Genomic DNA, 20098 nt, shown 5'->3' with positions numbered 1-20098 from the left:
GAGACAGAGTTGAGTCATGCCTACATTAGATGAAATGACAACCGTAACTGACGATCAGTCAGAATTAACCATGTCAGTTTTAATGACACCGGACATGGCAAATTTTTCAGGTAATGTTCATGGTGGAACAATTCTAAAGTTGCTAGACCAAGTAGCCTATGCTTGTGCAAGTCGTTATTCAGGCAGTTATGTCGTAACGTTGTCTGTAGACAAAGTAAATTTTAAAGAACCTATTTATGTAGGTGAACTCGTTACATTTTTAGCGAGTGTGAACCATGTGGGACGTACTTCAATGGAAGTGGGTATCCGTGTGGAAGCTCAAAATATTCAAAAGCGTACCGTTCGTCATACCAATAGCTGTTATTTCACGATGGTTGCGGTTGATGAGCATGGTAAACCACGCGAAGTGCCTAAATTAAATTTAGATACCGAGTGGAAACGTTGCCGATTTGAAGCGGCTGAACATCGTAAGGTGTTACGCCTACAAGAGAATCATAACCCTTCTTGTAGCATGTATAAGAAAACTTCTTAAAAAAAAGATCGAACCGCAGCATGGTTCGATCTTTTTTCTTCACCGAAATTTAACATCCTGTTTCGTTTCAGTAAAATTATCTCTGAGCTTGGAGGAGAGTGCAGAGATAATTAACGAGTTGCAGGAGCAGCTTCAGAAGCAGAACCTACAGCGTCAGAAGCAGCATTTGCAGTGTTTGCTTGCTCTTGAGTTGAAACAACAACTTTTTCTTCACCAGCAGTGTTATGTGCTTGGTCGTGCTTAGAAGCAGCGAAAGTTGAAGCAGCAGTTAAAGCTAGGGTAGTAGCGAGTAAAGTTTTAGCTAATTTCATTTTATGGCATCCTTAAATTCATTAAAAAATAAATCAAACCTAATCGTTCTGACCTACATAGAACATATAGGGCTGAATGATTAAGCTAGGACACATGCTAAGCCGAGCTTGGGATTACATCAATTAACTTAACAATCTATTACGCCTATCTTAACAATATGAAATATAACGTCCGTTTATGTGCGTCTACTGTAAAATTAAAGCGCTACTTGAGCGCTAAAAATGTGAAAGAATATTTCGTATTGAGTAAAAAAAAAGCAAGTTAGTTACGTAAACAAAACACTCTGGCATGAATTGTGAATGTCCATAAATAGGATATTTCGTTTAATTATTATTTTTCTAAAGTTAATTTAGATAATTGATGAGATGTATGTCACATATTTGGTGCTTTAGCCTGATAATTGAAAAGTATATCTTCAAAGTGAAAAATTATTTTCATGCTAATTAAACAGTGATATACCTTTCTTAGTTTTTAAACCTTGTTGATTTGAGCCGCTTGTGAAACTGATTGCCCAAAAAACTGTTCCTACCCATATTATTTCAGGGTTTTTAGGAGCAGGGAAAACGACATTATTGCAACATTTATTAAGTCAGAAACCGAAAGATGAAGTGTGGGCTGTCTTAATGAATGAATTTGGGCAAATCGGAGTCGATCAACAACTCCTACCTCAAGATCAAGGTTATGCAGTCAAAGAACTATTGGGCGGCTGTTTATGTTGTAGTAGCCAACTTCCTATGCATATTGCTTTGGCTCGCTTGTTAAGTGAACAAAAGCCAGACCGACTCTTTATTGAACCTACAGGGCTTGGACATCCTTCGCAATTATTTGATCAGTTAACGGAACCACATTGGCAAAACAGCTTAGCTATGCGTGCACTAGTGACTGTGGTTGATGGTAGTCGTTTGCATGACACCAATTGGGTCAAGCAAAACCTATATGAAGACCAATTAAAAGCTGCACAGATTGTGGTGGTCTCTCATGCCGATACCATGACTTTTGAAGATGAACAGGCACTTGTTGAGCTTAAAGAAGAATACCAACCTTATCAGCAACAATGGCTAAAGACTGAACATGGTCAACTTGAACTGGCGCAAATTGATGTGCCTGCGCGTTTAACTGCACGCTCTATACAGCCTTTACTCAAGCTGCAAAAGCAAATGACTGAAGCCGAAGTTGCAAAAGAAATTCACCAACTGCCTTATCATTATGTCGAGTCGGCGCAGGGTTATATGGTCGCGGGTTGGAAATTTCCTAAGCGTTGGAAATTTGAGTTTTATACTTTGCTCGATGTGTTGTGTGCACAACAAGACTGGCTACGTATTAAGGGAATTTTTAATACAGATCAGGGATGGAAGACCTTTAACTTTAATCCTGAGCGGTTTAACTATAAGTCTGGTGAAGAGGGCATTGATAACCGCATTGAAATGATTAGCCAACATGAACATGACTGGCTGGCATTTGAAACTGAACTATTAGCTTGCAGAATTGAACAATAGAGAACATTGAAGTACTTCAATATTCTCTATGAGAGATTTAATTTTTTATATTAAGTACTTGTTTCGCTTGTGCATGATCGATGTCTTTTTCCCAATGGGCAATGACTACGGTCGCTACACAGTTACCAATTAAGTTGGTGCAGGCACGGATAATTCCGATAAACCAGTCTACAGATAGTAAAAGTACCAAACCAATTGCAGGTAAACTTGGAATTACGGAAAGTGTTGCAGCAAGAATCACTAAGGCTGACCCCGGAATGCCGTGTGCGCCTTTTGATGTAATAAGCGAAACCAATAAAATAGCCAGTAAGTCGTGCATGGAGAGATTGATATTGCAGGCCTGTGCAATAAAGATCACGCCTAATGTTAAATAAATTGAAAAGCCGTCTAAATTAAAAGAATAACCAGTAGGAATAACCAGACCGACTGTTGAATCTTTAATTCCCAAGTTTTTAAGCTTTTTCATGATTTGGGGTAAAACAGAATCAGAAGAGGCTGTCCCTAAAACAATAGCGAGTTCATCTTTAAAATAGCCGACAAATTTAAAGATATTCAGTCCGGTGAGTTTTAAAATTGAACCCAAAATAATGACAACAAATAAAATGCAAGTCGCATAAAAGAGTAAAACTAAATAACCGAGTTGCAGGAGTGAATCTAAACCAAATTTTGCAGTGGTATAAGCAACTGAACCAAATACACCAATCGGTGCCAAGCGAATAATGAGTCCCATAATTTTAAAGAAGACTTCCGAAAAAGCTTCAAGCGCTTGACGAACCAACTCCGCTAAATGTTTAGGAATTAACAGTAGGGAAACGCCAAATAAAATAGCGATGAGTAAAACTTGTAAAATATCGCCGTTAGCAAAAGCGGCAGTAAATGTTTTCGGAATAATATTGAGTAAAAACTCTGAACCTGTATGCATGTCATGAGCACGTTCGGTATAGGTACTTAAATCTTTAGCATCTAAATGAGTAATATCGATATTCATACCGACGCCCGGTTTAAAGACATAAGCAACAATAATTCCCAAAATTAAAGCAATACTCGTGACCACTTCAAAATAAAGAATCGTTTTTGCACCGACTTTGCCCATTTTTTTAATATCGTTTGCACCATAGATTCCCAGTACCACTACACAGAATACAATCGGGGCAATCAACATTTTAATGAGAGAAATAAAACCATCACCAAGAGGTTTTAAAGCTAGGGAGAAATCATGAAAAGCAAGACCTACTGCAATACCGAGGAAGAGAGCGCAGAGGACTTGTAGAAATAAACTACGTTTAAGTTTTTGCCACATAAGTCATCAAATCAAGAGAGGAATACAACCCCTTTCAAGCAAAAAGCCCGCCAACTTTGAAAGTGGTTAGATGTTTTGAAATAAGATGCAAATGGAGAGGATAAGAAGTTTTACATTACTGAGTTTTTTCTATAATTTTTTAATTAAAATCGAGTATTCTTAGCGCCAAATTTTTGGACATATTAACTATGGCGCTTAAAGCAACAATTTATAAAGCAGATCTGAATATTGCCAATATGGATGACCATATTTATGGCGATTATCAACTGACGCTTGCCTTACATCCTTCTGAAACTTTAGAACGATTAATGGTTCGTGTCATGGCTTTTGCACGTTTCGCAAGTGATAGCCTTGAGTTTACCAAAGACCTTTTTGAAACCGATGAGCCTGCACTTTGGCAAAAAGACTTAACAGGACAGTTAGAAACCTGGATTGAAGTTGGTTTACCGTCTGAAGATAAAGTGAAAAAAGCCAGTGCCCGTTGTAAAACTGTGGCAATTGTCGCTTATGGTTCACAAGTTGAAGATTGGTGGAAGAGAAACAGTAAAATTAAAACATTGAGTAATGTTCAAGTTTGGCAGCTAGCACCTGAAAGTACAGCAGAGTTAGAGCAGCTTTGTGAGCGTACCATGCAGCTTCAGTTAAATGTTATGGACAACGAATGGACTTTGTTAAGTGACAAGGGCCAAGCGAATGTCGTGTGGACCCAATTACAGTAAAACTGAAAAGCGCAACAAATTTTACAAATTCACTTGCTAGACTAAAGATCAAGTCTGAGCTGTGAAATTAAACGAATGGGAAGATTATGATCACTGAATTAGAAATTATCGATTTAAAAGTAGGCGAAGGTAAAGAAGCGGTTAAAGGTGCCTTAATTACGACTCACTATACAGGTTGGTTAGAAGACGGCACTAAATTCGACTCTTCCCTTGACCGCGGAAATTATTTCGAGTGTGTTATTGGTACAGGCCGTGTGATTAAAGGTTGGGACCAAGGCATTATGGGAATGAAAGTTGGCGGAAAACGTAAACTTATGGTTCCTGCTCATTTGGCTTATGGCGAACGCAAAATGGGTAAAATTATTCCGGCAAACTCAAATTTGATTTTTGAAATTGAATTATTTGATGTAAAAACTCGCGATGATTGAAATCAAACCGTTTAGAGCTCGACTTTATCTATAAGCTTTAAATATAAATATATTCGATATTTATATTTTAGCTTTTTAAATATTTAAGATTATTTTCAGTTTATTTAATTATAAAGGTGAACTGAAAAACTGTTCTGTTAGGACAGTTTGAACTTAAGAACTAAATAAATGTGAATTTTAGTTCTTAAGTTTAAATTTCACATAAATAATCTATATTGCTATTGAGACGCTATTTCATGATTACCCGCTTTGCATCTCCTTTGTTGAACCTCACGCTTGGCTTGGCTCTAGCAGGCTTGTCAGGTATGGCATTAGCTAACCCTCCTAAAATAGATGCTTCAACACTTACGGTCATTGGGTATCATGAAATTACCGATACTAAAAATGCCTTAATTCCTCAGTATGCGGTCACCACTCAACAATTTACTGAGCATGTCGATTGGTTGCAAAAAAATGGCTTCCATTTTATTACCGTAGACCAGTTAATCCGTGCTCATCAGGGCAAGGCAGCACTTCCAACCAAGCCAGTTTTATTAACTGTAGATGATGGTTATCAGTCTTTCTACCAAAATGCATATCCTGTTATTAAGGCTAAAAAAATCCCAGTGGTACTTGCGGTAGTGGGTTCATGGTTAGAGCCAAAAGCAGGGCAGAAAGTCGATTTTTCGGGTGAAGAAATTCCACGTGATAAAATCTTAAGCTGGGGTGAGCTCAAAGAAATGCAAGATAGCGGGTTTGTTGAAATTGCAAGCCATAGCTATCATTTACACCGCGGTATTACAGGCAACCCGCAAGGGAACTCTGAACCGGCGGCAACGACACGTTTTTATGATGTAAAAACTAAAACTTATGAAAATGACAGCCAATATCAGGCTCGTATTTATAATGATTTAAAAAAGAATAATCAGCTACTTAAAGAGCATGGTATACGTTCACCACGTATTATGGTGTGGCCATATGGTCGCTATAATATGCAAACGGTCCAAATTGCTAAAAAGCTTGGTATGCCAATTACCATCACGCTTGATGATGGCGCAGACCATGCGAAACAATCTCTACAAAATATGAGCCGTATTTTGGTAGAGGGCGGAATGAGTACTAATGATTTGGCTCAAGAGATTAAGAACCGTGAATTAAACTTAACGGATAACAACCGTCCGCAAAAAATCATGCATATTGATCTCGACTATATTTATGATCCGGATCCGCAACAACAAGAACGAAATTTAGGTCACTTGTTAGACCGAATTAATGCGATGGGTGTAAATACAGTTTATTTGCAGGCATTTTCAGATCCGGATGCTAATGGTTCTGCCGATATGGTATATTTCCCGAACCGTCATATCCCAATGCGTGCGGACTTGTTTAACCGTGTAGCATGGCAAATTCAAACCCGTACGCCTGTAAGCCGTATTTATGCTTGGATGCCTTTATTGGCTTGGGAATTACCAAAAACTGATCCGGTATCAAAAGATTTAGTCGTGACAGAGCAGGCAAAAGCTGGTGAACACCTAAATATGGGTTATATCCGTTTAAGTCCGTTCTCACCTCAGGCTCGCCAAACTATTCGTGAGATTTATCAAGATTTGGCCAAGTCAGCGTCTTTCAATGGAATTTTATTCCATGACGATGTCACATTATCGGATTATGAAGATGCAAGCCCAGATGCATTAAAAGCTTATGCGAAACAAGGCTTACCAACAGATTTGGCAAAAATTCGTGAAAACGATCAAGATTTGCAAAAATGGACTGCATATAAGACAAAATATCTAGATGATTTTGCAATGCAACTTGTTGAAGACGTGCGACAATATGAACCGTTCTTGCTTACAGCTCGTAACTTATACGCGCAAGTTGCCTTAAAACCATATGCGGAAAACTGGTATTCACAATCGCTTGAAGAGTCATTAAGACGCTATGATTTTACGGCTATTATGGCAATGCCTTATATGGAACAGGTCGATAACGCCGATCAATTTTATAAAGACATGATTGATCGCGTGAAAAAATATCCAAATGGCATTAAGAAAACAGTTTTTGAGCTACAAGCAACAAACTGGCGCAACAACGAAAAGGTACCGTCAACAGAAATGGCAGCAACAATTCACTCACTTTATCAGCAAGGTGCAATGCACGTTGCATACTATCCAGATGACCCAATCAAAGATCATCCGGACGTGAACGTGATGCATAAAGCATTTGCTGAAAAATCATCTCGTCTTGTGCCATAGGCGAGGCTGAAACATGACAATCTTTGCTGCTATATGGTCGCATGCCTTAAAATTCGTTTTCTATTATCCATTATTTATGTCGTATTTATGGATGATTGGCGCGATCATTTTCTATTGGAAGGAACGTAAAGCTCCGCCTTATGATCAGCCAGCTCCATTAGAAAGCTATCCTAAAGTTGCTGTGCTTATTCCTTGTTTTAATGAAGGGGATAATGCAGAGGAAACGATTACTCATGCTTTAAAACTGGATTATCCTCATTTTGAAGTGATTGCGATTAATGATGGCAGTTCGGATAACACAGGTGAAGTGCTGGATCGGTTAGCTGAACAACATGAAAAACTCCGTGTTGTTCATCTTGCACAAAACCAAGGTAAAGCCATGGGGTTGCAAGCTGGAAGCTTAATGACCGATGCCGAGTTTTTAATTGGTATTGATGGTGATGCTTTACTTGATCCTCATGCAGCAAAGTGGATGGTTCGTCATTTTCTTCAAAATCCGACTGTTGCAGCCGTGACGGGTAACCCGCGTATCCGTACCCGTTCAACTTTATTAGGTCGTATTCAGGTTGGTGAGTTTTCTTCGATTGTCGGCATGATTAAACGTGCTCAGCGTACCTTTGGCCGTTTATTTACCGTATCTGGTGTTATTACCGCTTTTCGTAAGAGCGCTGTTCACCAAGTGGACTATTGGTCACCTAATATGTTGACTGAAGACATCGATATTACTTGGAAATTGCAACGTGCCGGCTGGGACATTCGTTTTGAACCGAATGCCTTGGTTTGGATTTTAATGCCTGAAACTTTAAACGGATTGTGGAAACAACGTTTACGTTGGGCAATGGGTGGAGCACAGGTATTAATTAAAAATATTGATGTGTTCACCAAACCAAAATTGAATTTTTTATGGCCTTTAATGTTTGAGCTTTGCTTAACTTTAGTCTGGTCATATTTAATGCTGGCAATGGCTTTGTTGTGGTTGGTACATTTTATTTTACCGGTCCCTGCATTAGCCGTTGTGAGCTCTCCATTTTTACCGTATGGTAGCGGTATTTTATTAGGGGCAACCTGTCTCATTCAGTTTGCTTTAAGCAAATGGATGGATAGTCGTTATGAACCGCATCTAGGAAAAAACTATTTCTGGATGATCTGGTATCCATTGGTCTTTTGGCTAATCACCATCTCGGCAACTATTGTGGCATTTCCAAAAGTCTTACGACGTGGAGATGAGAAACGTGCGCGTTGGGTGAGCCCGGATCGGGGCATTCGTGGATGAAATGCAAGAGTCATGAGATTTTAAAGATCGTGCTGTATTGATGTCTGGGGAAAAACCACAGCACTTCGTTAGGTAAAGAGAAATGAAGACAAATTCGTTGATTATTGATTTACGCCGTCAATTGCCATGGCATAAACGCTATGCTTCTACAACAAGCACAGCCATGATGTGGGCGGCTTGGTTGTTGTTGTGGCGTCCATTCGTGTTTATCTGGGTATTGGCTGAGCTGCAAAAAACTCATTTAGTACATCGTTTGTTCAGTGCATTCGGTGTAGGAATTGAACATGGTATTACAGCGCTGATTGCGTGTGCAGTCGGGTTGCTACTCTGGAGTCATGTATTGCCTGAACGCCGTGTAGAAGGTAGTGAACTGAACATGAAACAGACAGATGACTATGCGCGCTATTTTGATTTGCCTGTGCAAGAAATTGAGCAGGGCCGTAGCCAAAAAATTACGGTCGTTCACCATAATGAATTTGGTAAAATCATTAGAGTTGAATAAAGTACATTTATAAAAGAAAGCCCACATCATGTGGGCTTTTTTTTCGCTAATTTCGGTATATCCATAAGTTTTAAACTGTAGAGCGCAGTGCTTGAGTAGGACTTATTTACCTTTAAAAACAGGAGGTCTTTTTTGGAGCATGGCGAAAACACCTTCTTGAACATCTTCTGTTGTGAGTAAAGGTTGAAGATGCTTTTGCAGTTGGTTAAAAGCCACTTCGTAACCTTCATTGACTGCCTCACGAGCAGAGGCGAGAGTCGCTTTTACAGCAAGTGGTGCAGCTTGCGCGATATGTTCAGCAAGTTCTATGGCACGTTTAAGCTCTGTACCTTCTGGACATATTTCTGTAATGAGGTTCATGTCAAAAGCAGCTTTGGCATCGAAAGAGTCACCAGTGAGTAAATAGCGCATGGCTTTGGCCCAACCTGCGGCTTGAGTAAAACGCGCAGTTGCTCCGCCAAAAGGTAAGATGCCACGTTGAACTTCCATTTGAGCAAATTGGGTATTTTCACTCGCAATCGCAATATCTGCATTGAGAAATAATTCTATACCAGCGGTATAGCAATAACCCTGCACTGCCACTATCAAAGGTTTACACAGTTTTCGGCCTATTGTGCCCCAAGGGTTAATTTCGTTTTCACTAAAATCAAATACACCCGTAGCAAGCTTAGGTTGTAACTCAACCAAATCTAAGCCAGCTGTAAAATGGTCACCGTGAGCAAAAACAATCGCGCAGCGCATGGCATCATTATTTTCATATTCAGTGAGCGCTAGTGATAAGTCTTTGATCATGTGACTATCAAAAGCATTACGTTTTGCTGCCCGATCTAGACCAATTAAAAAAATATGTCCGCGAGTTTCACGGCTGACTTTTCCTTCTTTATTTGACATATTGTCACGCTCTTTATTTGTATTTAATCATGTTTTAAACAATCATTTAAAAACTAGCAAATAGAAATTGTTAGCGACTCGATCAGTATTTCTTTTGTTTATCTATTGAAATAAATCAATTTCATGCGAAAAGGATAAATCCTTAGACATGTTATTTTCCATGATTTATTTAAATTAGCAGTTTGCTTCGCTTTATATTTTTCTCATAATACGCTGTCAAATTGATCTCAATAAGCAGCTTCTCTTATGTCACCTCTAGAAATTTTCGCGGTCTTAATTAGCCTCATTGGAGTTGGATTAACGGTAATCCGTAATATGTGGTGCTGGCTGTTTAATTTCTTTGCTTTTGTCCTATATGCCTATTTGTTTTACGAATTTAAGCTTTATGGCGAAACGATTTTGCAATTCTTTTTTATGGTCGTAAATTTTTATGGCTTTTACTATTGGCTCAAAGGAAAACAGCAAGATCATGACATTCGAATCGAGCCTATTGCAGTTCAAACAGTTATCATTCAAATGATTATTGCCGCGGTAGGTGGCTTAGTCTTTGGTTTGGTTCTTAAAAACTTTACCGATGCAGCGGTGCCGATGCTCGACTCACAGCTTGCAGCATTTAGTTTGCTTGCAACTTACTGGACCAGCCGAAAGCATATTGCGACATGGATCCTTTGGGTATTTGTCGATATTGTTTATGTCGGCATGTTTATCTATAAAGATCTGTTTTTAACTTCAGCCTTATACGCAGCCTTTGTATTAATGGCAGCTTATGGTTGGTATCAATGGGAAAAGGTTAAAAGAAAGCAGAACTTAGGTGCTGGGCAGCTTTAATTGGGAGAATAAGCATGTTGTTGAGTTTAGATGCTTATAAACAACAACAGTTTGATCAAATTGCTGCAAAAATTATAGCTGAGCCTGCAAAATATATAGATTTTAATTCAGTAGCGGATTTTTATAACGCTGCTTGGCTCAAGGACTTTCCACAAGGCACTCAGGCCTCTGCGACAGGTTTAGATGATGGGGCAGAAGAGTTTTATGCAGTAGTACAGTTTAAACAGCAGTACTTAAAGTTTGATATTAAAGAAAATCATTCAACACTGAGTTTTCAGAATATGAATGGTGAAACTTTTAAGTGTAATTTTTAATTGAAGAAATAAGAGTATTAAAAAAAGCGACTTAACGTCGCTTTTTTTAATAGATAAATTTTGAAATTTTATCTGCCGTTGCGATGACTAGAGCAGCGATATCTTCTTTAAAGGTCTTCTCATCATAGGTGGTAATTGGACAACTGACTGAAAGGACAGCCACCATTTTTCCATTTGATTGTTTGAAAATAGGTGCAGCACAAGCAGCCATGTCATGGTTGTAATGCCCCCAGCTCACCATCGACTTTTGAGTTTTTACATAATTCAATTTTTGCAATAACGCTTTTAAACTGGTTGGGGTAAGTTCTGAGTAACTATCCCAGTCATTAAAATTGCGATAGCGTTGTCGTACTTCTGCCTCTGGTAAATCTGATAATAACATTTGACCAATAACTGTAGCATGGGCAGGCCAGCGAGTACCTAAACTAATATTGCTGGTAAACGTACCCATAGATTGAACGTTATTTACAAAAACAATGTGTGTACCTTCTAAAACGGTCAGATGTACTGCAAGTTTGGTCTGGTCACGTAGTTCTTTCATTAAAGGCGTTGATAAATCAAGTAATGAAAGCTTTGATAAACTGTTAAAACCAAGCTCCATAACTTTTGAATCAAGCGCATATGTTTTTTGTGAAGCCTTTCTTAAGTAACCGCAAGCTTCAAGTGTATAGATAAGCCGAAATGCACTAGAACGGTTCACTTCCAAAATTTCGGCAATTTCTGTAATCGTCATTTCTTGTGCTTGTTGATTAAATGCTTGCAAGATGGCTAAACCACGCACAAGCCCTGGTACTAAATACCGATCATCATTTTTTGTTGTTTCTGATTCTTGCGAATCTTCTTCAATCTCTAGGCTCATTCGTGTCGTTTTCCTATAAATAAAACAGGGTTCGAATTGGGGCATTATGCTTTATTTTAGAACTATTGTAATTATAAAGATTACATAAAACATTTTTTATATTTAAAACATTGTTTCCAACTTGAAACGTAACAAATTATTTAAAATTTATTAATCAATTGATTTTAATGTTTATTTTTACTTTGACAAAAATTAATCAAGAGGATTATGCTTAGCTTGTGTTTTGAAAATCAAATTATGTTTTGTATATAAAACAAAATGAGGACGCAAGGTATGAGTTGGATCTCAGTTTGTCAGCAGGGTGACGTTAGCGAAGATGAGCCGAAAGCCGTCGAAGTTGAAGGGAAAAAAATTGGTGTTTTTTTTGTCGATGAAAATTACTTCGCTATCGAAAATGTTTGCCCTCATGCGTATGCCTTATTAACGGAAGGATTTATCGAAGATCAGACTGTTGAATGTCCATTGCACGAAGCAATTTTTGACATTCAGACAGGTGAGCTAAAAAGTGGACCCGGGTGTAGAAACCTATGTACGTACCCAGTTCGTGTTGAAGGACAGGATATTCAAATTCAACTCTAGTCCTCACATGTACAAGGAAGCAGAACAATGAAGACATTTAATGAAAAGTTGGCAAGCTGGATTCATGCAACGCCGGCAACCGAAGCAGGTATCAACAATATTCAAGTTCCAGGTCAATCTGAATTGTTGGTTTGGCAAACACGTTATAAAGAACCGACTCTCTACGAACAAGACTTTGTAAAGAACTTGATTCAGGCATTTTCTGCGGGCGCAACAGAATTAGATGAGGTTGTTTCTGCACTTAATCAACAGGGTTTCCGCTGTGAATCTGGTGATGAATGGACTTCTGAGAGCTTTACAGAAGAAATGCAACGTTTAGGTTATTGATTCAGGGAAGAATAAAATGAACGCAATCGTATCAACTTCACAAAGCGCTGAAGAATATTTAGAACTTGGTTTACGTGACCAATGGCATCCGGTTTTAGCAAGTTGGGAAGTCGCTGCTAATCCGGTTGGGATTACCCGTTTAGGTGAAAACATTGTGGTTTGGCGTGATGCCGAAGGTCAGGTACATGCGCTTGAAGATCGCTGTCCACACCGCGGTGCTCGTCTTTCACTCGGCTGGAACTTGGGTGATCGAGTTGCTTGCTGGTATCACGGTGTTGAAGTTCGTGCTGATGGTGTGGTTGCTGATGTGCCAGCCGTTCATGAATGCCCAATGACTGGAACCAAGTGTTTAAAGAGCTATCCGGTCATTGAACAGCATGGTGCAATCTTCATCTGGTTTGGTATCGATGCAAATGAACAACCTGCACCGCTTGAGTTCCCAGAACAACTGGCAAGCGAAGAGTGGAGTTCATTCCTTTGCCAAGCAGACTGGAAAGTAAACCATCAATATGCCATTGATAACGTCATGGACCCAATGCACGGTACATATTTGCACTGTACTTCACATTCAATGGCAGAAGGTGAACGTACCGCAGAGATGAAACACCGTACAACTGAAAATGGTTTTGTTTTTGAAAAAGAAGGCCAAACAGGTGTGAACTTTGACTGGGTTGAATATGGTTCGACTGGTGCAAGTTGGTTACGTCTTTCAATTCCTTACCGTAAACAGTTTGGTCCGGGTGGTGAATTCTGGATTGTGGGTTACGCAACGCCAATTGATGCCAACAATACCCGTGTATTTTTCTGGCGCTGCCGTAAGGTGAGTGGTTGGCAACGTAATGTATGGCGCTTCTTATATCGCAATCATTTAGAACAATTGCATTGGGATGTATTGGAACAAGACCGCATTATTTTAGAAAACCTTGCGCCAAATGCACGTGCACGAGAATTCTTATATCAACACGATGTTGGACTTGCACGTTTACGCCGTTTAATGAAGAAAGAAGCTGAGAAGCAATTAAAGAAAATTGCTGCACTAAATGCATCAAACCGTATCGAGATGCAGGAAGAAGCTCATGGCTAATGTAGCGTTGTTGCAAGGCAAAAAAGTTTTAGTGACTGGTGCTGCACGTGGTTTAGGGCGGGATTTCGCTCAAGCCATTGCTGAGGCAGGCGCTGAAGTTGTAATGGCAGATATTTTATCTGACCTCGTGCAACAAGAAGCGCAAGCGTTACAGCAACAAGGGCTAAACGTTCATGCAGTAACAGTTGACCTTGCCAATGCAGACTCTATTGAAAATGCGGTTGCAAAAAGCGTGGAAGTATTACAAGGACTAGATGGCCTTGTGAACTGTGCAGCGCTTGCAACCAATGTCGGTGGAAAAAATATGATTGATTACGATCCTGAACTTTGGGATCGAGTCATGAATATTAATGTGAAAGGCACATGGTTAATTACAAAAGCGTGTATTCCACATTTAAAACAATCGGCTGCCGGCAAGATTATTAATGTTGCGTCAGATACAGCACTTTGGGGCGCACCGAACCTGATGGCTTATGTGGCAAGTAAAGGTGCAATTCTTGCCATGACACGTTCAATGGCAAGAGAGTTGGGACAGTTCAATATCTGTGTCAACACCTTGTCTCCGGGACTGACTCTGGTTGAAGCAACCGAGTATGTGCCACAGGAACGTCACGATTTATATGTCAACGGAAGAGCGATTCAACGTCAGCAACTTCCACAAGATTTAAATGGAACAGCATTGTATCTACTGTCGGATTTGTCCTCTTTTGTGACAGGTCAAAATATTCCGGTCAATGGCGGTTTTGTCTTTAACTAAGGAGTAGTCAAATGATTACAGGGATTGAGATTTTAAAGTTTGGAGTTGAAGATAGAGCCGCTTCAAACAAGTTTTTGGCAGATTTTGGTTTAAGCAAAAGTACTTCGGATATTGAAGGTGCAGATTTATACCAGACTCAAAACGGCAGCAAGATTTATCTATTTAATTGTGATGATAACCGTTTACCGCCTGCTATTGAGCAAGGTTCAACTTTACGTGAAGTTACGTGGGGTGTTGAAAATGCTCAAGACCTTGAAGACTTGGCAGCTCGTTTGGCCGATGTAGAGGGTTTTAAACGTACTGAAAATACAGTTCAGTGTCTTGACCCAAATGGCATGACCATTCGTTTTGAACAAAGTTTTGTAAAAGAAGTACCAGAACTTAAAACGGAAGGCATTAACCAATACGGCAACATTCAACGTGTGAATGCAGCAAGTCCTGTTTATGAAAAAGGTCAACCTGTTGCGATTGGACATGTGGTGTTCTTCACACCAGATTTAGCAACTACTGAAAACTTCTATATTGAAAAAGTAGGCTTCCATTTATCTGATGCCTATAAAAATCGCGGTGCATTCTTACGTTGCCGCGGTGAAGGTTATCACCACGATTTATTCTTACTTAGCGTTCCAAATAAACCTGCGGGCCTAAATCACGTTGCATTTGTTGTTCGTGATATTCATGAGGTGATTGGAGGCGGTTTACATATGAACCGTTCAGAGTGGTCAACCTTTATTGGACCGGGACGTCATCCAATTTCTTCTGCTTATTTCTGGTACGTCAACTCACCATTGGGTGGTGCATTTGAATATTACACCAACGATGATTATTTGACCGAAGAATGGCAGCCACGTGTAGAAGAACATCGTCTAGAGCTTTTCACCGAGTGGGCGATTGAAGGTGGTCTTGATGACAAAACCCGCCGTCAGGTAAAGCCTGTGTAACAGGCATTGCTTTACAAGGAAGAAAGGCTATGGAAAAGATTGTAATTGTAGGGGCGGGGCAAGCTGCAGGTTGGGCAGTTAGTACCTTACGTCAAAATGGATATGTGGGTGAAATTCATGTGGTCTCAAATGAAGATCAGGTGTTTTATGAGCGTCCGCCACTGTCTAAGCAAGTACTTTCAAAAGAAGCAACTTATGAAAGTTTGAATCTGTTCTCCGCAGAACAGGTTCAAGAGTTCAACATTCAATGGCACAAACCGGAAATTGCAACAAAAGTCGATCGCGAGCAAAAGCAGGTTCATTTAGAAAGTGGACAGATTTTACCCTATGACAAATTGTTGATTGCAACAGGAAGTCGTGCCCGTGTACCCGTCAATACATGGCAGTTCATTCCAAATGTTGTGACTTTGCGAAATGTACGTGACTGTGAACGTCTGGCTGAAATTTTAAAGAATGCAAAAAATGTGGCTGTGATTGGCGGTGGCTGGATTGGTTTAGAAATTGCTGCAACTGCACGTAAGCAAGGTAAAGATGTTCATATTTTTGAATATGGCGACCGCTTATGTGCAAGAAGTGTGAGTCCGGAAGTTTCTGCATTTTTAAAAAATATGCATGAGGCTCAAGGCACAAAAATTCATTTAGACAGCAAGAACCTTCACTTAGTAGAAGCATCAGATCAAAAAGTTGAAGTGGTGAACCATCCTCAACATAGCCAGTTATTTGATTGTGTTGTAGTGGGTGCAGGTGCCGAAATTGCGAAAGAGTTAGGCGTGCATGCTGGGCTCGATGTGAAAGATGGCATTGTAGTGAATTGTTTTGGACAAACCTCAGATCAAGACATTTATGCCGCAGGTGATGTCGCGATTCATCCGGGTTTGGGCTATTGCATTCAGTCTTGGGCAAATGCACAAAATCAGGCGATTGCAGCTGCGAAATCAATGCTCGGAATTGAAACTGAATATACCGATATTCCTTGGCTTTGGTCTGATCAATATCACTTTAATATCCAGATTTTAGGCACGTATCAACCTGAAAAGACCAAAGAAGTGGTGATTCGCCAAGGTGGTGAAGATCAGGTGAGCTATTTATATCTAGACCATGAAAATCGCTTGCTGAATATGATTGCCATTAATGACTCGAAGTTAATCAAGCTGGCAAAGCGTTGGATGCAAGCCAATACCGTTTTAGATCCAAAATTATTAGCAGATGCTGAATTTAATGTCATGAAGTTAAAACCGTAAACATTAAATCTGGTTCTCATTACCAAATCGAAGGAATGACACATGAGTAATGAAGAAAAAAGTGGATTAAAGCATTGGGTACCTGCTTTTGTCCTTATGGTGTGTGTAGTACTGGCATTTTTCGACAAGATCAGTATTGCGGTTTTATTTTCAGACCCACATTTTCAAAGCTCGATGGGAATTGCTGAAGATAAAGCCAAGCTCGGATGGCTTATGACAAGTTTTTTACTTGCTTATGGTTTTTCATCAGTCTTTCTAAGCTTTTTAGGCGACATTTTTAACCCAAAGAAAATGTTGTTCTGGAGTGTGACTTCTTGGGGTTTACTCATGCTTTGCATGGGCTTTACCACCAGCTACTCAGGAATGTTGATTTTACGGGTTCTACTCGGTTTGGCAGAAGGTCCGCTATTTGCTTTGGCGTACACCATTGTTAAGCAGACTTATACAGACCGTCAGCAGGCACGTGCCTCAACCATGTTCTTACTGGGTACACCGATTGGTGCATTCCTTGGGTTCCCAATTACGGCAGCCGTTCTGGCACATCACGACTGGCACACCACTTTTTTTGTGATGGCTGCACTAACACTCATTGCAATTTTAAGCATTGTTTTTGGTCTGCGTAACTTACAGCTCAAGAAAACTGTTGAGCTTGAAGGTGAAAGTAAACGTACTAACTTCAAAGGCCATATCGCCAACACCAAAGTACTTGTGAGCAATAGCGCGTTCTGGTTGGTGTGCTTATTCAATATTGCCTTAATGACTTATTTATGGGGCCTAAACAGTTGGGTTCCTTCTTATCTCATGCAAGACAAAGGATTCAACCTCAAAGAGTTTGGGGTGTATTCAAGCTTTCCATTCATTGCCATGTTAATTGGCGAAGTGGTTGGTGCGTTTTTATCTGACAAATTAGGCCGCCGTGCAATTCAAGTATTCAGCGGTTTATTACTCGCGGGCATCTTCATGTATGTGATGGTCATTATGACTGAGCCATTATTGATTATTGCTGCCATGTCTTTAAGTGCTATGGCGTGGGGCTTTGGAGTAGCTGCGGTATTTGCTCTGCTTGCCCGAGTAACCACCTCAAATGTAGGTGCGACAGCGGGTGGAATATTTAACGGTTTAGGCAATTTTGCAAGTGCAATTGCACCTGTACTAATCGGTTACATCGTGATGCAAACACATAGTTTTAATTTGGGAATTACCTTCTTGGCTGCAGTCGCTGTCATTGGGTCGTTGTTCTTGGTTCCTCTTTTAAAACGTTATTAATTCACTGTATAGGAGTTTAAAAAATGACTACACAACAATTCGAATCGTGGAAACAGCCGGAAGGCGCTTCTTTAGAAGATTGGTTAAACACACGTATTGCTCGCTTTGAGACTCGTAAATATGACTTTGAGGCTTTGAAGTTCCAAGCCGATTACGACCCGAAATATCGTCGTGCTCAAATGCGCTATATGGGTACGGGTGCAACTGGTGTTGCAAATGACAGCAATACTGTACCTGCAGAGAACTTTACGTTTTCGACTATGGTGCTACCACCACAGTGTGAAGGTCCTTTGCATATTCACCACGACGTTGAAGAAGTTTTCTTTATGCTCCGCGGCGAAATTGATTTGTTTATTGAGCACAACGGCGAGAAATTCCAGACCCGTTTAAAAGAGCGTGACCTGATTTCAATTCCACCGGGGATTTACCGTGGTTTATTTAACCCAGGTCAAGAAGACGCCTTGATGTGCGTGATGTTGGGAACAGGTAAACCAACAATTCCTAACTATCCACCAGAGCATCCATTGTCTCAAATCAAACGTTAATTGTTTGATGAAGTGAATAAAAGGAAAGAATTAAAAATGATGACACTCATTGAAAAGTTAGCAGAATTTCCGGTGAAAACGGTCAATGTTCAAGGCCAGCAACAAGCCTATCGGGAAGCTGGTCAGGGCGAATACCTTGTGCTGTTGCATGGCATTAGTTCCGGTTCTGCTTCATGGGTAAACCAACTTGAAGTGCTGTCTCATCATTTTCATGTCATTGCCTGGGACGCACCGGGCTATGGCAAATCAGATGAACTTTTAACGGATCAACCGAATGCGACCGACTACGCAAAGCGTTTAGCAGCTTTGTTTGATGCTTTAAAAATTGAAAAAGCAATAGTGGTGGGACACTCCTTAGGTGCCTTACAGGGCAGTGCATTTGCTGCACTTTATCCAGAGCGAGTGAAACATTTGGTGGTCGCTAACTTGGCGCAAGGCTACCAACGCCACGATGAACAGACACAAATTCAGGTTTTTGAAAAAAGACCAAAAATGTTGAAAGAGCTCGGCGCTAAAGGAATGGCCCAAAGTCGTGGACCTCATTTGATTTATAAACAAGAGCCACAAGCCTTAGCTTTAGTTTCAGAGGTGATGCAGCAGTTGACCCTACAAGGTTTCACACATGCATCGTACTTACTGGCATATGACGAAATACGTAATTATTTAACCGATTTAAAAGTCCCATGCACAGTGATTGCAGGGCAGCAAGATCAAATCACTCCTGCGTTAGGTATACAAGAGCTTGCTCAGGAGTTGCAGTTGGAACAGCGCTTCGTCATAGAAGATGCAGGACATTTAAGTTATGTCGACCAACCGCAAGCATTTAACCAAATTATGTTGACGATTCAGGAACAATCGTAAGAGAGATTAAGGATTATGAGCTTCCAAGTTGAAGGAAAAGTTGCAGTTGTTACCGGTGGCTCATCTGGGATTGGGCTGGCTGCTGTTGAAATACTGGTTGCAGAGGGCGCAAAAGTTGCTTGGTGTGGTCGCGATGAAGAACGTTTAAATGCTTCTAAGCACTATATTTTAGAAAAATTTCCACATGCCAATATTTTTACCAAAGCATGTAATGTTTTGAAAAAAGAAGAAGTTCAGCAATTTGCCAAAGAGGTCAAACTCAATTTGGGCAATGTGGACATGCTTATTAACAATGCTGGACAAGGCCGTGTTTCAAATTTTGAAAATACACAAGATGAAGACTGGATGAAAGAGATTGAGCTGAAATATTTCAGTGTTTTACATCCGGTACGGGCTTTTCTTGACGACTTAAAACAGTCGGCAAATGCCTCAATTACCAATGTGAATTCGTTACTGGCATTGCAACCGGAACCACACATGATTGCGACTTCATCTGCACGTGCTGCACTGTTGAATTTAACCCATTCGTTGGCACATGAATTTACTCAATATGGCGTTCGTGTGAACTCGATTTTACTCGGAATGGTCGAATCTGCGCAGTGGAAACGCCGTTATGAAACCCGTTCAGATTTAAATCTGTCATGGGAAGAGTGGACCGGCAATATTGCAAAAAATCGTGGCATTCCTATGCAGCGTTTAGGCCGTCCAGAAGAGCCTGCACGTGCTTTAGTTTTCTTGGCATCACCATTGGCATCTTACACCACAGGTTCGGCAATAGATGTCTCAGGTGGTTTTAACAAACATTTATAAAT

General features: G+C 40.2%; 23 protein-coding genes. 19 read left to right on the top strand and 4 right to left on the bottom strand.

Annotated elements, in window-relative coordinates; genetic code table 11:
* Positions 1-16: 16 nt before the first annotated feature.
* Positions 17-532: an acyl-CoA thioesterase gene (locus tag NQ782_RS13450; protein WP_001142469.1), complete on the top strand. Its 516-nt coding sequence runs from the start codon at positions 17-19 to the stop codon at positions 530-532.
* 110 nt (positions 533-642) lie between these two features.
* Here the strand turns inward: NQ782_RS13450 and NQ782_RS13445 are convergent, their stop codons facing one another.
* Complete coding sequence (locus NQ782_RS13445; RefSeq protein WP_000761577.1) at positions 643-843, bottom strand: hypothetical protein; 201 nt, start codon at positions 841-843, stop codon at positions 643-645.
* A 498-nt stretch (positions 844-1341) separates the two neighbouring features.
* On the opposite strand from NQ782_RS13445, the gene NQ782_RS13440 reads away from it, so the two are divergent.
* Positions 1342-2340 (top strand): GTP-binding protein, encoded by a 999-nt coding sequence (locus NQ782_RS13440; protein WP_057093062.1) that lies wholly within the window; start codon positions 1342-1344, stop codon positions 2338-2340.
* Positions 2341-2377: 37 nt separating this feature from the next.
* On the opposite strand, the gene dctA is transcribed toward NQ782_RS13440, so the two are convergent.
* Positions 2378-3640, bottom strand: coding sequence for a C4-dicarboxylate transporter DctA (dctA, locus tag NQ782_RS13435; RefSeq protein ID WP_000267735.1), 1263 nt, complete (start codon positions 3638-3640; stop codon positions 2378-2380).
* A gap of 188 nt (positions 3641-3828) precedes the next feature.
* Here dctA and NQ782_RS13430 point away from each other — a divergent pair, with 188 nt between their 5' ends.
* From NQ782_RS13430 to pgaD, 5 genes are all read left to right on the top strand, one after another.
* Positions 3829-4359 carry a YaeQ family protein gene (locus tag NQ782_RS13430; RefSeq protein ID WP_001185269.1) on the top strand — a complete coding sequence of 177 codons (531 nt, stop codon included), beginning with the start codon at positions 3829-3831 and terminating at the stop codon, positions 4357-4359.
* A gap of 86 nt (positions 4360-4445) precedes the next feature.
* Positions 4446-4787: an FKBP-type peptidyl-prolyl cis-trans isomerase gene (locus NQ782_RS13425; protein WP_000627259.1), complete on the top strand. Its 342-nt coding sequence runs from the start codon at positions 4446-4448 to the stop codon at positions 4785-4787.
* 236 nt (positions 4788-5023) lie between these two features.
* Complete coding sequence (pgaB, locus tag NQ782_RS13420) at positions 5024-7018, top strand: poly-beta-1,6-N-acetyl-D-glucosamine N-deacetylase PgaB (protein ID WP_000632825.1); 1995 nt, start codon at positions 5024-5026, stop codon at positions 7016-7018.
* A 13-nt stretch (positions 7019-7031) separates the two neighbouring features.
* Complete coding sequence (gene pgaC / locus NQ782_RS13415; protein WP_000151613.1) at positions 7032-8291, top strand: poly-beta-1,6-N-acetyl-D-glucosamine synthase; 1260 nt, start codon at positions 7032-7034, stop codon at positions 8289-8291.
* Between the two features lie 82 nt (positions 8292-8373).
* Positions 8374-8793, top strand: coding sequence for a poly-beta-1,6-N-acetyl-D-glucosamine biosynthesis protein PgaD (gene pgaD / locus NQ782_RS13410; RefSeq protein WP_000856365.1), 420 nt, complete (start codon positions 8374-8376; stop codon positions 8791-8793).
* A 102-nt stretch (positions 8794-8895) separates the two neighbouring features.
* On the opposite strand, the gene NQ782_RS13405 is transcribed toward pgaD, so the two are convergent.
* Positions 8896-9684 (bottom strand): crotonase/enoyl-CoA hydratase family protein, encoded by a 789-nt coding sequence (locus tag NQ782_RS13405; protein ID WP_267581221.1) that lies wholly within the window; start codon positions 9682-9684, stop codon positions 8896-8898.
* 246 nt (positions 9685-9930) lie between these two features.
* Here NQ782_RS13405 and pnuC point away from each other — a divergent pair, with 246 nt between their 5' ends.
* Positions 9931-10512, top strand: a complete 582-nt coding sequence (gene pnuC / locus NQ782_RS13400) for a nicotinamide riboside transporter PnuC (RefSeq protein ID WP_000074697.1) — start codon at positions 9931-9933, stop codon at positions 10510-10512.
* A gap of 14 nt (positions 10513-10526) precedes the next feature.
* Positions 10527-10826 carry a hypothetical protein gene (locus tag NQ782_RS13395; protein ID WP_057092977.1) on the top strand — a complete coding sequence of 100 codons (300 nt, stop codon included), beginning with the start codon at positions 10527-10529 and terminating at the stop codon, positions 10824-10826.
* Positions 10827-10872: 46 nt separating this feature from the next.
* Here the strand turns inward: NQ782_RS13395 and NQ782_RS13390 are convergent, their stop codons facing one another.
* Complete coding sequence (locus NQ782_RS13390; RefSeq protein WP_000051057.1) at positions 10873-11685, bottom strand: IclR family transcriptional regulator; 813 nt, start codon at positions 11683-11685, stop codon at positions 10873-10875.
* Positions 11686-11958: 273 nt separating this feature from the next.
* Here NQ782_RS13390 and NQ782_RS13385 point away from each other — a divergent pair, with 273 nt between their 5' ends.
* From NQ782_RS13385 to NQ782_RS13340, 10 genes are read left to right on the top strand one after another with little or no spacing between them, the layout of a single operon-like run.
* Positions 11959-12264, top strand: a complete 306-nt coding sequence (locus tag NQ782_RS13385) for a non-heme iron oxygenase ferredoxin subunit (protein WP_000118514.1) — start codon at positions 11959-11961, stop codon at positions 12262-12264.
* Between the two features lie 27 nt (positions 12265-12291).
* Complete coding sequence (locus tag NQ782_RS13380; protein WP_000847096.1) at positions 12292-12591, top strand: recombinase-like helix-turn-helix domain-containing protein; 300 nt, start codon at positions 12292-12294, stop codon at positions 12589-12591.
* A gap of 16 nt (positions 12592-12607) precedes the next feature.
* A complete protein-coding gene (locus tag NQ782_RS13375; RefSeq protein WP_000991783.1) occupies positions 12608-13675 on the top strand; it encodes an aromatic ring-hydroxylating dioxygenase subunit alpha in 1068 nt (355 codons plus the stop codon).
* The gene (locus tag NQ782_RS13370) at positions 13668-14432 is read left to right on the top strand and encodes an SDR family oxidoreductase (RefSeq protein WP_000024372.1); all 765 of its coding nucleotides are present in this window, start codon (positions 13668-13670) and stop codon (positions 14430-14432) included. The genes NQ782_RS13375 and NQ782_RS13370 overlap by 8 nt, the downstream gene beginning before the upstream one ends.
* Positions 14433-14443: 11 nt before the next feature.
* Positions 14444-15373, top strand: coding sequence for a VOC family protein (locus NQ782_RS13365; protein WP_057094646.1), 930 nt, complete (start codon positions 14444-14446; stop codon positions 15371-15373).
* A 29-nt stretch (positions 15374-15402) separates the two neighbouring features.
* Complete coding sequence (locus NQ782_RS13360) at positions 15403-16614, top strand: NAD(P)/FAD-dependent oxidoreductase (RefSeq protein WP_057094644.1); 1212 nt, start codon at positions 15403-15405, stop codon at positions 16612-16614.
* A gap of 42 nt (positions 16615-16656) precedes the next feature.
* On the top strand, positions 16657-17880 hold the full coding sequence (locus NQ782_RS13355) for an MFS transporter (protein WP_000064049.1): 1224 nt from the start codon (positions 16657-16659) through the stop codon (positions 17878-17880).
* A gap of 23 nt (positions 17881-17903) precedes the next feature.
* Positions 17904-18425, top strand: a complete 522-nt coding sequence (locus NQ782_RS13350; protein ID WP_000211626.1) for a cupin domain-containing protein — start codon at positions 17904-17906, stop codon at positions 18423-18425.
* Between the two features lie 36 nt (positions 18426-18461).
* Positions 18462-19286, top strand: a complete 825-nt coding sequence (locus NQ782_RS13345; protein WP_000988612.1) for an alpha/beta fold hydrolase — start codon at positions 18462-18464, stop codon at positions 19284-19286.
* A gap of 15 nt (positions 19287-19301) precedes the next feature.
* A complete protein-coding gene (locus NQ782_RS13340) occupies positions 19302-20096 on the top strand; it encodes an SDR family oxidoreductase (protein WP_000009973.1) in 795 nt (264 codons plus the stop codon).
* Positions 20097-20098: the final 2 nt, after the last annotated feature.

This window comes from Acinetobacter sp. BD54, from assembly GCF_044778325.1.
Classification (GTDB): domain Bacteria; phylum Pseudomonadota; class Gammaproteobacteria; order Pseudomonadales; family Moraxellaceae; genus Acinetobacter; species Acinetobacter baumannii.
The sequence above is the reverse complement of the archived record's forward strand: the minus strand, read 5'-3'. Positions and strand labels throughout refer to the sequence as shown.